Below are 15,363 nucleotides of genomic sequence, written 5' to 3'. Positions count from 1 at the left end.
TGAGCGTGGTGCCGCAAGACGAAGAAGCCCGGGACCATGTCCCGGGCTTCAAACTTCAGGCCTCAGCCCTTGAGTGCGGCAGCGACCGCGGCGGCAGCGTCTCCGCCATCGATGGTGGTGACCCCCTGGAGCCAGGGCGACACCGCATCGGGGTGCGCCTTCAGCCATTCCTTGGCGGTCTCCTTCGGATCGGCACTGTTCTTCAGAACCGGATCCATCATGGCGCCTTCCATGGCGAGATCGAACTTGAGGTTCGCGAGCAGCTTGCCGACATTCGGGCACTCAGCCGCATAACCCGCGCGCGCAACTGTGAAGACAGTGGCGGCGCCGAAGCCGGAATCGCCCATGCCATCAAGATAGTGGATCTTCATCTCACCCATGATCGGGTGCGGCGTCCAGCCGAGGAAGATGATCCATTCATTGTTCTTCATGGCCTTCTCGGCCTCCGTCAGCATGCCTGCCTCGGAGCTCTCGACCAGCTGGAAGTCTTTCAGATTGTTCTTCGGATCGTCGATCATCGTCTGGATGATGCGGTTGCCGTCATTGCCGGCTTCGATGCCATAGATCTTGGAGCTGAACTTCGCGGCATTGGCGCTGAGGTCGGCGAGCGACTTCACACCGGCGTCCGCCACATATTGCGGCACGACCAGCCCATAGCCTGCACCTTCGAGATTGGTGGCAACCTGCTCGACCGACTTGTCGTCGAGATAGGGCTTGATGTCCGCCGTCATGCTCGGCATCCAGTTGCCGAGGAACACGTCAATGTCCTTGTTCTTGAGGGACGCGAGCGTCACCGGCACCGAGAGGGTGGAGACGGTGGGCTCATAGCCCAGCGCTTCGAGGACCACGGAGGTGGCGCCGGTCGTCACCTGGATGTCGGTCCAGCCCACATCGGCAAAGCGCACCGCCTTACAGCTCGCGGGCTCTGCCGCAAATGCGGAAGACGTCATGGCGGCGCCGAGGACGGCGGCGGCCGCCAGGCTCTTGATCAATGAATTCATTCGGTCTGCTCCCTGTTTGCCCGGGACCATTTTGAAGCCGGACCCCGCGGCGATGCCAAAGACTAGAGCAGGTTCCGCGGCCTTGACAAGTTTTCCTTGGACGCTCGACCAATAAAACCTAGACTTCGGCACCGGAGGGCGGATGCCGAAGCTGGGAATGGGACCGATCAGGCGCAGGCAGCTTGTGGAGGCGGCGGTTGCTGTCATCCATGAGCAGGGCTTCGCCCAGGCGACCGTGGCCCGGATCGCGCGGCACGCCGGCGTATCCGCCGGAATGGTGCACCATTATTTCGAGGACAAGGACGAGCTGCTGTTTGCCACCATGCGCCACCTGCTGGCGGATTTGCGGGCCGATGCGGTGGCGCGGCTCGCGCTGGCGGAAAGCCCCCGCCAGCGCATCTGCGCCATCATCGATTCCTGTTTCGGGGACAGGCAGTTTGACGAGCGTGTGTTCAGCGCCTGGCTGGCGCTGTATGGCAATGCCCGGCACTCTGCGCGTTTGATGAATATTCTTTCGGTTTATCACCGCCGCTTGAAGAGCAGCCTGCTGCATGATCTGCGGCGCCTGCTGCCCGAGGCCGAGGCGCCGCGCCTTGCAGACGGCATTGCCGCCATGATCGACGGGCTGTGGCTGCGCTATGCGCTTACCGGAAAGCCCGCCGACCCGGAGACGCCCCGCGCGCTCACACGCGATTATCTGGCCGCAGCGCTCGATCGGGCTTTCAACCAGAGCAGGGCCGGACTAAACATGCCCTCCTGACATATGGGGAGGCCACAAGATATGAAGAAGCCAGTGAAGTGGGGCGTTATCTCGACAGCCAACATCGGTGTGGCCAAGGTTCTGCCGGGCATGCTGAAGAGCAAGGAGATCGAGATTGTCGCGATCTCCTCGCGAAAGAAGAAGTCCGCTGAAGACTGGGCCGCCAAGCTCGGCATCGCCAAGGCCTATGGCTCCTATGAGGACATGCTGGCCGATCCCGAAATCGAAGCCGTCTATAATCCCCTTCCCAACCACCTCCATGTTCCGCTGACGCTCGCCGCGGCCAAGGCCGGAAAGCATGTGCTCTGCGAAAAGCCCATCGCCATCACCGCCAAAGAGGCCCAACAGCTCAAGAGGGCCAGGAAGGGCGTGTTCATCGCCGAGGCCTTCATGGTGCGCCATGCCACGCAGTGGATTGCGGTGCGCGACCTCGTGAAGAAGAAGAAGATCGGAGACGTCCGCGCCATTCAGGTGATGTTCTCCTATTTCAACAAGGACCCGAAGAACGTGCGCAACATGGCCGATATCGGCGGCGGCGGCCTTCTGGACATCGGCTGCTACCCGATCACCGTGGCGCGCTACATCTTCGATGCCGAGCCCAAGCGCGTGACGGCCGCCTTCGACCGCGACCCGAAATTCAAGACGGACCGCCAGGCCAGCGGTGTGGCCGATTTTGGTGAGGGCCGGCAGCTCTCCTTCACCGTCTCCACCCAGCTGGCACCATACCAGCGCGTGAACATCATGGGCACCAAGGGGCGGATTGAGATCGAAATCCCCTTCAATGCGCCGCCTGACCAGCCCAACCGCTACTTCATCCAGGGCATGGAGATGAACGAAGGGCAATGGGTGGAGCTTCCCGTCTCCGACCAGTACCAGCTGCAGGCCGAAGCGTTCGGACGCGTCATCCGCAAGAAGCAGAAGCCGTTCTGGGGCGTTGAAGACGCCATCCAGAACATGAAGATCCTCGATGCCTTCTTCCGCTCGGAAAAGAGCGGCAAGTGGGAGAAACCTTGATCCCAGGGCCAATTTCGAAGCCATTGACGGCAGGCCCTGCCGTCACTATAAGCCCGCCATCCCGATAGGCCGGGAAGGCGGGCCGTCTGCCACAGCGCAAACGGTCCTTTGTCTTTGAAGGCCCATCAAACGAATTTCAGAGAAGCAGGACCAAAGCCAAATGGCCAATACGAAATCGGCGAAGAAGGCCACCCGCGCCGCCGCCCGCCGCACCGAAGTGAACAAGAACCGCACCAGCCGCATCCGCACCCATGTGCGCAAGGTGGAAGAGGCCATCGCCTCCGGCAACCAGGCCGAAGCCCAGGCCGCCCTCCAGGCTGCCCAGCCCGAGCTGATGCGTGGGGCCCAGAAGGGCGTTCTCCACAAGAACACCGCCTCCCGCAAGGTGTCGCGCCTTGCAGCCCGCGTAAAGGCGATCAAGGCCTAAATTCATAACCCTGCGGTTGCAGGGGCTTGACAATTCTGAAGCGCCGGACAGCAGCTGTCCGGCGCTTTTATTTTGTTCACAGGCGCCCATTTGTCCGGGGACGGAACGTTATGCGCAGAATTAAACTATATATTTCATGTATTTAGTGGAGAAGTGGTAAATTCGCCCCCTGCCTGAGCGGGCCACCGGCGTTTTGCAGTCCACTTTGCACGAGACCCACAACTGACAGGTGCGATTCTGCCGTCTGCACCCTCCGCCCGAAACCGGAAGATTCTCAGGGCCTTAGGTTTGACTCTCGGGCAGCGGCGCTGCGGCGCTTCCTGTCAAGCCCCTTCCGTGTACGGAGGGTTTCCTGAATCAGGTTGCTAGGGCGGAGGGCGCTTTTGTAAGTTCACTTCGTGGGCAGGCCGGACGGCTTCGAATGCCTGCAACACTTAAACGGGACCAGGGTGGGGCTAAGCCCAAGGTTCTGACAAGCGGTCAGTGGTGGCGTTTGCTGGGCAGTTCTCCGCCCAAGCGGAAGCTTTGCGTTTGTGAGTAGGGCATGGGGCACGTGACAAACCAGGACAACCAGACCGTACCGGCACGATTGCGGCGGCAGGGGGCATAATGATCAGTTCGGACACTTCGGCCTTCGGACCTGCGCTTGACAAGACTTAGCGGTCAACGGTGACGGGTTTGACGGACGGTTGGGCACTGACCCACCCGCAATGGACATGCGCGCCGCAGAATGCGCGCGAAGGGATGCAGAAGAAGATGACTGTTTTGACGGATGTGAAAACGCGATGGGATCGTGTCGCGCAGCGGCTTCGGGCCGAACTGGGTGAAGACCTCTACACCTCTTGGTTCGCACGCATGGAGCTGGAAGACTTCGAGTCAGGACGCCTGGTCGTTTCCGTTCCGACGCGCTTTCTCAAATCCTGGATCGAGACCCATTACGTCTCCAAGCTTCACAAGATCGGGGAAGCGGAGCTCGGCGCCTTCGACAGCATTCATGTGCGGGTGCGGATGCGGGCGGGCGTGGCACAGCGTCCCGCGGCGGAGGCCGGACAGAACGGTCACGCGTCACACAACGGCGTCCACGCGGTGGCGCAGTCACATCAGCAGCCCTCGGTGATTGCGGCCGCGCAGGCCGCCACCACCGTCGACCGTGGCCCCCAGCTCGACCCCAATCAGACCTTCGGAACCTTCGTTGTCGGTTCTTCCAATCAGCTTGCACATGCCGCCATGTGCCGTGTGGCCGATGCTGCACCGGGGGCCGCAATCAGTTTCAACCCGCTGTTCATCCACGCGGGCTCGGGCCTTGGCAAGACGCATCTTCTGTCCGCCGTGGCGCATCGCATTCGGGAAAGGCACCCCGAACGCCGGGTGATGTTCCTGACGGCCGAGCGCTTCATGATCAATTTCGTGATGGCACTGCGCCAGCGCGACACGCTGGCCTTCAAGGACCAGTTCGCCGCAATCGACGTGTTGCTGATCGACGACTTCCAGTTCTTGCAGGGCAAGACCATGCAGCAGGAATTTTGCAATGCTTTCAACTCGCTTGTCGACTCGCGCCGGCAAGTGATCGTGGCAGCGGACGTGCCGCCCTCCCAGCTTGATGCCATCGACCAGCGCATGCGCTCGCGCCTCATGGGCGGGCTCGTCGTGGACATAGAATTGCCCGATCTCGACACCCGCCGCCGCATCCTGAAGAGCCGTCACGAGACGATGCTGAAACGCGATCCGTCCGTGCTGATCCCGGATGACGTGCTTGAATTCATCGCCAACCGCGTGACCGGCACGGGCCGCGAGCTTGAAGGTGCGCTGAACCGGATTGCTGCCTACCAGCAGTTCAATCAGGCCGCGGTGACGCTTGACCTCGCATCCCTGGTGCTCCGTGACATGCAGGCGAACCCGGACGGTTCCCGCATCAAGATTGACGACATTCTGAAGATCGTGGGCCGCCATTTCAATGTGGGCCGTACCGATCTTCTCTCCCCCCGGCGAGCCCGGAGCGTGGTGGTGCCGCGCCAGATCGGCATGTATCTCGCCAAGAAGATGACGGCGCGCTCCCTTCCCGAAATCGGCCGGCGCTTCGGCGGAAGGGACCATTCGACGGTGCTGCACGCGGTGCGCAAGATCGAAGACCAGATCAAGACGGATGACAAGCTCGCCCGCGAGGTGGCGCTTCTCATCCGCCTCGTCGAACAGGGCTGAAAAACCTGCCATAACCCTTGAATTGCGCTGGCTTCCGCGCCAATGTTTCCGGCCCCGGCATAGGCCGGAAACACAGAACGAGGGATTGTCCGGTTATGCGTGTCACGATCGAGAGGTCTGCTTTCCTCAAGGCGCTCACCCATGTGCAGAGCGTCGTCGAGCGTCGCAATACCATTCCTATCCTGTCCAACGTGCTGCTGCAGGCCGGTGACGGCCGTTTGCGGTTGACGGCCACGGATCTCGATCTGGAGATCATCGAAAGTGTTGCTGCCGATGTGGCGAAGCCGGGCGCCACCACGGTGCCGGCCCACATGCTGTATGACATCGTCAGGAAGCTGCCCGACGGCGCCCAGCTTGAGCTTGAGCAGGCGGGGGACGGTCAGCGGGTTTCTATTTTTGCGGGCCGCTCGCGCTTCTCGCTGCAGGCGCTGCCGCACGAGGATTTTCCCGATCTGGCAGCAGGCGATTTTCCCAATAGCTTTGCCATTGCCGCAAGCGACCTCCGGGGCCTGATCGAGAAGACGCGTTTTGCGATCTCGACGGAGGAGACGCGCTACTATCTGAACGGCATCTATTTCCATGACGTGGCCGCCGGGTCCATGTTGCGCGCGGTCGCCACCGATGGGCACCGGCTGGCACAGGCCCAGATCGCGCGGCCCGAAGGTGCTAAGGGCATGCCCGGCGTCATCGTGCCGAGGAAGACCGTGCTGGAAGTGGTGAAGCTGTTCGAAGGTGTGGACGGCGCTGTGGATGTGTCGCTGTCGGCCTCCAAGATCCGGTTTGGGGCGGGAGATCTCGTGCTGACCTCCAAGCTCATCGACGGCACCTTCCCGGATTATGAGCGGGTCATTCCGCGGAACAACGACAAGAAGCTTGAACTCGACACCAAGACCTTCGCCTCCGCGGTGGACCGGGTCTCGACCATCTCCATGGAGAAGGGCCGGGCCGTGAAGCTGCAGATCGGCGGCAACAAGGTGGTGCTGACCGTCAACAACCCGGATTCGGGCTCCGCCGAGGAAGAGGTCGCCTGTTCCTACGACGCCGATCCGCTCGATATCGGCTTCAACTCCCGCTATCTGATGGATGTGGCCTCCCAGATGAAGTCCGACTCGATGGAACTCCATCTCGCGGATGCGGGCTCGCCCACCATCGTCCGGGATCCATCCGATGAGCAGGCCCTCTATGTGCTCATGCCCATGCGGGTGTAAGCCTCCTTTGTGACCGATTCCCCGACCCTTGCCGTCACCCGGCTGACGCTGACGGATTTTCGCAACTATCGCGGCCTTCGCCTGGAAACGGATGCGCGGCTTGTGGCGCTCGTGGGTGCAAACGGCGCCGGAAAGACCAATATTCTGGAGGCGATTTCCCTGCTGGTGCCGGGACGGGGGCTGCGCGGCGCCGCCTTTGAGGAAATATCCCGTCAGGGCGGATCCCGCGGCTGGGCCATTGCTGCGGAAATCGAGGCTGAACACGGGCCTGTCTCCCTCGGAACGGCATGGAGCGGTCAGCCGGAGACCGGTGACGGCGGCAGCCGTCAGGTTGTGATCGACGGGGAGGCGCAAAGAGGCCCGGGCGCCTTGGGGGACCATATGCGGCTCCTGTGGCTCACCCCTGCCCAGGACCGGCTTTTTGCGGGGCCCGGCGCGGAGCGCCGGCGCTTTCTGGACCGGATGGTGGTGGCCTTTGACCCCGATCATGCCTCCCGCATCCTGGTGTTCGAGAAGGTGATGCGCGAGCGCAACCTGCTTTTGGAAGACGCCCGGGCCGACCGGGCCTGGCTTTCGAGCCTCGAGGCGCAGATGGCGGAGGCCGCCATTGCGATTTCTGCTGCCCGGCTGGTTGGATTGGAGGCCCTGGAGACCCATATAGGGGAGGCTCGCGCCGAGAGCTCCTTCCCTTGGGCGAAGGTCGCCGTGGACGGCGAAATCGAGGCGCTGATCGCCGAAAAGCCAGCGGTGCAAGTTGAGGACGAGTATCGTAGAATTCTCCACGATTCGCGCGGGATCGACCGGGCGGCAGGGCGCACCCTCAGGGGCCCTCACCGGAGCGATTTCAGCGTGGTTCATGGGCCGAAGGACATGGCAGCCTCGCAATGCTCCACGGGGGAGCAAAAGGCACTGCTGATTGGCCTCGTGCTGGCCCAGGCACGGGCAGTGAAGCAGGGAGCGGGGGTTCCGCCCATCCTGCTTCTGGACGAGGTGGCGGCCCATCTGGACCGGGCGCGGCGGAAGAGTTTGCTGGAAGCGCTGGCAGCCTTGGGCTCCCAGAGCTGGATGACGGGAACAGACGCCCAGCTGTTCGAATCGATTGGTGAAGCGGGCACCGTTTTCCAGGTGGAAGGCGGGCACGTCAGCAAGGTGATGGAAGACTGATGTCAGAGACCGAGAACACCGGCAACGGCAATGGCAATGGCGAATACGGCGCCGATTCGATCAAGGTCCTGAAGGGCCTCGACGCGGTGCGCAAGCGCCCCGGCATGTATATCGGCGATACCGACGATGGCTCGGGTCTCCATCACATGGTCTATGAGGTGGTGGACAACGCCATTGACGAGGCCCTCGCCGGACACGCCACGCGCGTGACCGTCACGCTCAATGCAGACGGCTCCTGCACCGTCACCGACAATGGACGTGGCATCCCCACGGATATCCACAAGAGCGAAGGCGTCTCGGCGGCTGAGGTCATCATGACCCAGCTTCACGCGGGTGGTAAGTTCGACCAGAATTCCTACAAGGTTTCGGGCGGCCTTCATGGCGTCGGCGTCTCCGTCGTCAATGCGCTGTCGACCAAGCTCAAGCTCACCATCTTCCGCGATGGCAAGGAGCATTTCATGAGCTTCACCCACGGCGAGCCCGATGCACCGCTGAAAGTGGTGGGTGACGCACCCGACAAGCGCGGCACGGAAGTGACCTTCCTGCCGTCGACCGAAACATTCACCAAGGTGGAGTTCGATCTGCCCACGCTCGAACACCGCCTGCGAGAGCTCGCCTTCCTCAATTCCGGTGTGCGCATCATCCTCACCGACAACCGCAGCGTCGAAGAGAAGATTGTCGAACTGTTCTATGAGGGCGGCATCGCGGCTTTCGTGCGCTACCTTGACCGCACGAAGCAGGCGGTTCTGCCCCAGCCCATCATGATCCATGGCGAGAAGGATGGCATCACCATCGACTGCGCTTTGTGGTGGAATGACAGCTACCACGAGAACGTCCTGTGCTTTACCAACAACATTCCGCAGCGGGACGGCGGCACCCATCTTGCGGGCTTCCGTGGCGCGCTCACCCGCGTCGTCAACAACTATGCCAATGACAGCGGCATCGCCAAGAAGGAGAAGGTGCAGCTGACAGGCGATGATGCGCGAGAGGCATTGACCTGCGTCCTCTCCGTCAAAGTGCCCGATCCCAAGTTTTCATCCCAGACGAAGGACAAGCTGGTCTCCTCCGAAGTGCGGCCGGTGGTCGAGAACCTGGTGAATGAGCAGCTGAGTGCCTGGTTCGAGGAACACCCCGCGGAGGCGCGCTCCATCGTGTCCAAGGTGGTGGAAGCCGCTGCCGCGCGCGAGGCCGCAAGGAAGGCGCGTGAACTCACCCGGCGCAAGGGCGCGCTCGATATCTCCTCCCTTCCCGGCAAGCTTGCCGACTGCCAGGAGCGTGACCCTTCCAAATCCGAATTGTTCATCGTCGAGGGCGACTCGGCCGGCGGCTCCGCCAAGCAGGCGCGCCACCGGGAGAACCAGGCTGTGTTGCCCCTGCGCGGCAAGATCCTGAATGTGGAGCGCGCGCGCTTCGACAAGATGCTGTCATCAGCCGAAATTGGAACGCTGATCACTGCACTTGGTGCCGGCATCGGCCGTGAGGAGTTCAACGCGGACAAGCTGCGCTACCACAAGATCATCATCATGACGGACGCCGACGTGGATGGTGCCCATATCCGCACGCTGCTTCTCACCTTCTTCTACCGCCAGATGCCGGAGGTGATCGAGCGCGGTCACCTCTATATCGCGCAGCCTCCGCTCTACAAGGTGAAGCGCGGCTCCTCCGAGCAGTATCTGAAAGACTCCAAGGCGCTCGAAACCTATCTTGTGGATACAGGCCTCGAGAGCACGACTCTGGTGCTTGCAGATGGCACTGAGCGCGCAGGCGCCGATCTTCGCACGATCGTCGAAGAGGCGCTCTCGATCCGTGCAGCCCTTGACGCATTGCATTCACGCTATCCCCGTCCGCTCATCGAGCAGGCGGCGATTGCAGGTGTGCTGAATCCGGAAGTGCTTTCGAGCAGCGAGCAGGCTGCCGCTGCTGCCGAGAACATCGCCCGCCGCCTTGACGTCATCGCGGAGGAAACCGAGCGCGGGTGGGCAGGTGAGCCAACCGCGGATGGTGGCTTGAGTTTTACCCGCGAGGTGCGCGGCGTGAAGGAAGCCTGGACGCTGGATGGCAAGCTGATCGGCTCCGCCGATGCACTTCGCCTCGACCGCCGTGCCAGCCACCTTCAGGAAATCTATGCACGGCCCGCCAAGCTCCGCCGCAAGGATGGCGAGACGGTGATCTATGGCCCCACGTCGCTGCTGGACGCGATCTTCGCTTTCGGCCGCAAGGGCATCACCATGCAGCGCTACAAGGGCCTGGGCGAAATGAACCCCAATCAATTGTGGGAGACAACCCTCGACCCCAACGTCCGCACCCTGCTCCGTGTGAAGGTGTCCGAACTGGACGAGGCCGACGATATCTTCACCAAGCTGATGGGCGACGTCGTGGAACCCCGCCGTGACTTCATTCGCGAAAATGCGTTGAGCGTTGCCAATCTCGACGTCTAAGTCCGGGCCGCCACGGTCTTAACCGATCCTTCAGACATGCCGACGTAGAGTCATACTCTGCGGATGGTGAGCTATGACGGCTCGCAGGCAATATGCCGCCGCAGACCACGCCACACCCATAACTTTCAGCGCGGGCAAGGCTCGCGCAGGGTTTTGGCGTCAATGTCACACACAGGATCGTGAGGTTGATTTGAGGGCGCCCCCGCGCTCTCAAGCGGGAGCCCGTCTGATGTCGATCGTTTCATCGCTTACCACCCGGCAGATCGCCACGCTCACGACAACGGCGATCCGGCAGCTGTCGACCACAGATGTCCACGCGCTTTCAACCACGCAGGTCTCCGCCCTCACCGCCACGCAAATCAACGCGATGGAGACAACCGACCTCACCGCGCTCGACACGGGCCAGGTGCAGGCCATATCGACCGCGGCAATCAAGGGCCTCATCGCCGATACCATCACGGCACTCTCGGAAACGCAGGCCGGAGCACTGACGACTGGCCAGATCGGACTGCTTCAGGCTTATGCGGTGGAAGCGCTCGAATCGAGCGATGTTCAGGGCTGGAGCACAACGCAGCTCTCGGCACTCACCTCCCGCCAGCTAGCTGGCCTCACCACCACCGGGCTCGCGGACTTCTCTGACACCCAGCTGGGCCAGCTCTCCTCCACACAGTTGAGAGGTCTCACCACCAGCCAGCTGAACAATCTGGCCACGACGCAACTCAATGCGCTGAATGTGGCCGACCTCTCCGCCACGCAGATCCGTGGAATGACGGGCACGGCCATTGACGCCCTCTCCACCACTCAGGCGCAGTCACTTACCGCCGCGCAGATTGCCGTTCTCTCGCCCGCCGGACTCGAAGCGCTGAGCTCGACCGAAATTCAGGGCTGGTCGACCACCCAGCTTGCCGCCGTTACCTCACAGCAGCTCGCAGGCCTCACCACCACCGGCATCGCCGACTTCTCCGACACACAGCTCGGCCAGCTCAATTCCACGCAGCTTCGCGGTCTGACCACGAACCAGCTCAACAATCTCGCCACCACGCAGCTCAACGCCCTCGACGTGACCAACCTCACGGTCAGCCAGATTCGCGGCATGAACGCCACGGCCATGGATGCGCTGACGACCACGCAGGCGCAGGCACTCACCACAGGCCAGATTGGCGGACTTTCCGCAGTCGGCCTCGATGCGTTGACCTCGACGGAAGTTCAGGGATGGTCCACGACGCAGCTTGCTGCCGTGACCTCGCTTCAGCTTGCAGCGCTGAGCACCATGGCGATCGCGGACTTCTCCGACACGCAGCTCGGGCAGCTCACCTCAACGCAAGTGAGGGGCCTGACGACGAGTCAGCTCAACAACCTCGCCTCCACACAGCTCAATGCACTGAACGCCACCGACCTGTCTGTAAGCCAGATCCGCGGCATGAATTCGACCGCCATCGATGCGCTGACGACGACCCAGGCCCAGTCCCTCGGAACGCAGCAGATTGGTGCACTGACCGCCGGTGGCCTCGAGGCGCTGAGTTCCACCGAAGTCCAGGGCTGGTCGACAACCCAGCTCAGCGCGGTGAGCTCGCAGCAGCTCTCAGGGCTCTCGACCACGGCCCTCGCGGATTTCTCTGATACACAGCTGAGCCAGCTCACCTCGACGCAGCTGCGCGGCCTGACCTCCAGCCAGCTCAACAATCTCGCAACGGCCCAGCTCAACGCCCTGACCATCACCAATCTCTCCGGCACGCAGGTGGCGGGCCTCAACTCCACCGCCATCGACAACCTGACCTCGACGCAAGCGCGCGCCTTCACGGTGACCCAGGTGACAGCGATGACGGCGACAGGCCTTGCGGCGCTCGACTCCGCGGACTTGCAGGCGTGGAGCACCACCCAGCTCGGCGCCATCACCACCCGCCAGCTCTCGCAGCTGACGACGACGGCCATCGCCAATTTCTCGGATACGCAGCTTGGGCAGCTCACCTCCACACAGGTCCGGGGCCTTTCCTCCAGCCAGCTGAACAATCTGGGCACCACGCAGCTCAATGCCCTGAACGTGGCTGACCTTTCCACTGCACAGGTCCGCGGCATGAACGCCACGGCCATTGACGCGCTCTCCACCACACAGGCGCAGGCCCTCACCACGGCGCAGATTGCGGTTCTGTCCTCTTCGGGCATTGCCGCCCTGAGCTCCACCGAAGTGCAGGGCTGGTCCACCACCCAGCTGGCAGCGATCACCTCCCAGCAGCTCGTCGGCATCGACGCGGCCGAACTCGAAGACTTCTCCACCACGCAGTTCGCAAGCCTCTCCAGCACGCAGCTCCGCGGGCTTGCTGCCGCGCAGCTCAACGCCGTCGACACCAGCTATCTCCAGGCCCTCGATGTGGCATCTCTCTCCACCCAGCAGGTGTCAGGCCTCGACTCGACGGCAGCCGGAAACCTGTCCAGCACCCAGGTGCGATCGCTGTCCTCCGCGCAGATCGGTGCGCTGTCGGCAGGTGGACTTTCGGCCTTCGTCTCTTCGGACGTACAGGCCTGGAGCACCACCCAGCTTGCAGCCGTCACCGCGACGCAGCTCGGCGCGCTTGCCACCACCGAGGTCGCCGACTTCTCCGACACGCAGATCGGCCTGCTCAATACCACTCAGGTGCGCGGCTTCACCTCAACACAGCTCAACGCGCTGGATACGGCACAGCTCACGGCACTCACGGCATCTTCTCTCTCCACCGTGCAGGTCGGCGCGCTCACCTCCACCGCGCTCGACCGCCTGACGACAACTCAGATCGGAACACTGGACGCTGCGCAGTTCCGGTCGATCACGCCGGGGGCACTCGATAGCCTCGGGACGGATGTCTTCTCGGCACTCACCAGCACACAGGCCGGCGCGCTGACGTCCGCACAGTTGGCCGCACTGAGCACCACGAACTTCTCCTCCCTGAGCGAGACAACGGGCATCCCATCACTGGCCGCATCCTCGATTTCTGGCATCACCACGAGTCAGATTTCCGCTCTCTCGAGCACACAGGCCAATGCCTTCTCCGCCACCCAGATCGGCTTGATGAATGCCGGTCAGGTTGAAGCTCTCATTATCGCCAGCAACAGCTGATCCTGGAGTGCACAACGCCTTGATGCTTTCGATCTCAGACCTGTTCCATGAAGCTGACACCCTTGAGAAAACCCGCAACGCAGCCGCAGCCGCTGAGCTTTACAAGCGCTGGATCGCGCTCAACCCCGAGGATCCAAATCTTGCCGCCGCCCATTTCAACATGGCCGTGGTGGCGCAGCGGAGCGGGGATGCCTTCGGTGCCGTCAATGCGCTGAGGGATGCACTCCGCATCAACCCTGACTTCCACCCCTCCTACATCAACCTGGGGCGCGCTCTTGAAGACCTGGGCGAAACCACGGGCGCCGTGAACCAGTGGCTGGCACTCGTTAACAGGCTGCCCGCCATCAACGGTCCCACGCTCCGCTACAAGCTGATGGCGCTTCATCAATTGGGCCGGGTTCTCGAATTCAACCATGCTGATGCCGCAGCCGAGGATGCGCTGCGCCAGGCCGTCGACCTTTCCCCCGATCAGTCGCAGGCGGTGCAGCACTGGATCGCGCTCCGCCAGAAGCAGTGCAAATGGCCGGTGGTAACAGGGTGGGACGGCGTTGAGGCCCGCCGTCTGCTGGCCAGCATCTCGCCTCTGTCGACGGCCGTCATGTACGACGATCCGATGTTCCAGCTGGCGCGCGCGGCAAGCTACGCCCGGCAGAGCATCTCAATGCCGAAAGAGCTCTCATTCGATCACGGCGCGCGGATGGCCGATCGGCCGAAGCGCCTCAAGATCGGGTATGTCTCGTCCGACCTTCGTGAGCATGCCGTGGGATTTGGCATCTCGGAGGTCATGGAACTGCATGACCGCAGCCGGTTCGATATCCACGCCTATTACTGCGGTATTTCGCGTGAAGATGATACCAAATCCCGCATCCGCTCGGCTGTCGGCCATTGGACCGATATCTCCACCATGACAGACGATGCTGCTGCCGCGCGCATCGCCGCCGATGGCATTGACATTCTGGTGGACGTCAACGGCTATACGCGCGACGCGCGCACGGCGGTATTCGCCAGGCGTCCGGCGCCCATCCAGGCCAATTGGTTCGGCTATCCCGGCACCATGGGCACCCCCTATCATCACTACATCATCGCCGATGGCAATGTGGCGCCGGCGGGAAGCGAAATTCATTTCAGCGAGAAAGTCCTCAGGCTTCCGTGCTACCAGCCGAATGACAGGAAGCGCCCCATCGCTGCCGAGCCGCCGAAGCGCAGCGACGAGGGTCTCCCCGCGGCGGGCTTCGTGTTCTGCTGCCTGAACGGCACGCAGAAGATAACGGCCCCGGTCTTCCAAGCCTGGATGCGCATTCTTGCAGCGACGGATGGAAGCGTGTTGTGGCTGCTCGACTCATCGGTTGAGACCAACGCCAGGCTCCGGCAGATGGCGGCGGCGGCAGGCATCGCGCCGGCCCGTCTCTGCTTTGCGCCGAAACGTCCCAATCCGCAGCATCTGGCACGCTATCCGCTGGCCGATCTGTTCCTGGATACTTTCCCCTATGGCGCGCACACGACCGCAGCGGATGCGATGTGGATGGGAACCCCAGTGCTGACGCTGGAAGGCAAGGGTTTCGCCGCGCGCGTCTGCGCCGGGCTTGTAAAATCGGCCGGAATGCATGATCTCGTCTGCACCAATATCGAAGATTATGTGGGCAGGGCCATCGCCATCGCCTCCGCGCCCGGAACTGCCGGGGACCTTCGCAAACGGCTGCGGACCAACCGTGATACTTGCCTGCTGTTCGACGAGCCGAAGATCGTCAGCGGCCTCGAAGGGCTCTATGACCAGATGTGGGAAGAATTCCGCGCGGGCGATCTGCCGGTGCCGAACCTCTCCAATCTCGCCATCTATGAAGAGATCGGCGTACACCTCATTGAGGGTGCAGAGGGGAAAACAATTCTGCCCGCAGCCTATGTTGCCGAACTCACGCGCCTGAACACGCTGGAGCCTCTTGTGCCGGATGGCCGCCTCTGGCCTGAACGCAGGTCCTCACGCGGGCAGCGCCCAGCTGTTCTGCACGCGGTGGCCTGACAATTCGCGTCTGCTCATTTCGGCATGAGGTGAGCGCGTGGGTG

10 protein-coding genes are annotated in these 15,363 nt (G+C 62.5%); 9 read left to right on the top strand and 1 reads right to left on the bottom strand.

Annotated features, from left to right (window positions below; genetic code table 11):
- Positions 1-62: 62 nt before the first annotated feature.
- Entirely contained in the window at positions 63-1,001 is a 939-nt protein-coding gene (choX, locus tag ACO06F_RS10515) for a choline ABC transporter substrate-binding protein (protein ID WP_421692711.1), read from the bottom strand.
- 142 nt (positions 1,002-1,143) lie between these two features.
- On the opposite strand from choX, the gene betI reads away from it, so the two are divergent.
- The 9 genes from betI to ACO06F_RS10470 all read left to right on the top strand — a co-directional run bounded on the left by betI (position 1,144) and on the right by ACO06F_RS10470 (position 15,319).
- A complete protein-coding gene (betI, locus tag ACO06F_RS10510; protein WP_421692710.1) occupies positions 1,144-1,761 on the top strand; it encodes a transcriptional regulator BetI in 618 nt (205 codons plus the stop codon).
- A gap of 21 nt (positions 1,762-1,782) precedes the next feature.
- Entirely contained in the window at positions 1,783-2,775 is a 993-nt protein-coding gene (locus ACO06F_RS10505; protein ID WP_421692709.1) for a Gfo/Idh/MocA family protein, read from the top strand.
- A gap of 160 nt (positions 2,776-2,935) precedes the next feature.
- Positions 2,936-3,202: a 30S ribosomal protein S20 gene (gene rpsT / locus ACO06F_RS10500; protein ID WP_421692708.1), complete on the top strand. Its 267-nt coding sequence runs from the start codon at positions 2,936-2,938 to the stop codon at positions 3,200-3,202.
- 756 nt (positions 3,203-3,958) lie between these two features.
- Positions 3,959-5,401: a chromosomal replication initiator protein DnaA gene (dnaA, locus tag ACO06F_RS10495; protein ID WP_421692707.1), complete on the top strand. Its 1,443-nt coding sequence runs from the start codon at positions 3,959-3,961 to the stop codon at positions 5,399-5,401.
- A gap of 95 nt (positions 5,402-5,496) precedes the next feature.
- Positions 5,497-6,609, top strand: coding sequence for a DNA polymerase III subunit beta (gene dnaN, locus ACO06F_RS10490; protein WP_421692706.1), 1,113 nt, complete (start codon positions 5,497-5,499; stop codon positions 6,607-6,609).
- 9 nt (positions 6,610-6,618) lie between these two features.
- Complete coding sequence (gene recF / locus ACO06F_RS10485) at positions 6,619-7,773, top strand: DNA replication/repair protein RecF (RefSeq protein WP_421692705.1); 1,155 nt, start codon at positions 6,619-6,621, stop codon at positions 7,771-7,773.
- A complete protein-coding gene (gene gyrB / locus ACO06F_RS10480; RefSeq protein WP_421692704.1) occupies positions 7,773-10,211 on the top strand; it encodes a DNA topoisomerase (ATP-hydrolyzing) subunit B in 2,439 nt (812 codons plus the stop codon). Before recF ends, gyrB begins: the two co-directional genes overlap by 1 nt.
- 229 nt (positions 10,212-10,440) lie before the next feature.
- Positions 10,441-13,302, top strand: coding sequence for a beta strand repeat-containing protein (locus tag ACO06F_RS10475; protein ID WP_421692703.1), 2,862 nt, complete (start codon positions 10,441-10,443; stop codon positions 13,300-13,302).
- Positions 13,303-13,324: 22 nt separating this feature from the next.
- Entirely contained in the window at positions 13,325-15,319 is a 1,995-nt protein-coding gene (locus ACO06F_RS10470; RefSeq protein WP_421696660.1) for a glycosyl transferase, read from the top strand.
- Positions 15,320-15,363: the final 44 nt, after the last annotated feature.

The sequence above is a fragment of the Aestuariivirga sp. genome (assembly GCF_965227715.1).
Classification (GTDB): Bacteria; Pseudomonadota; Alphaproteobacteria; order Rhizobiales; family Aestuariivirgaceae; genus Aestuariivirga.
The sequence above is the reverse complement of the archived record's forward strand: the minus strand, read 5'-3'. Positions and strand labels throughout refer to the sequence as shown.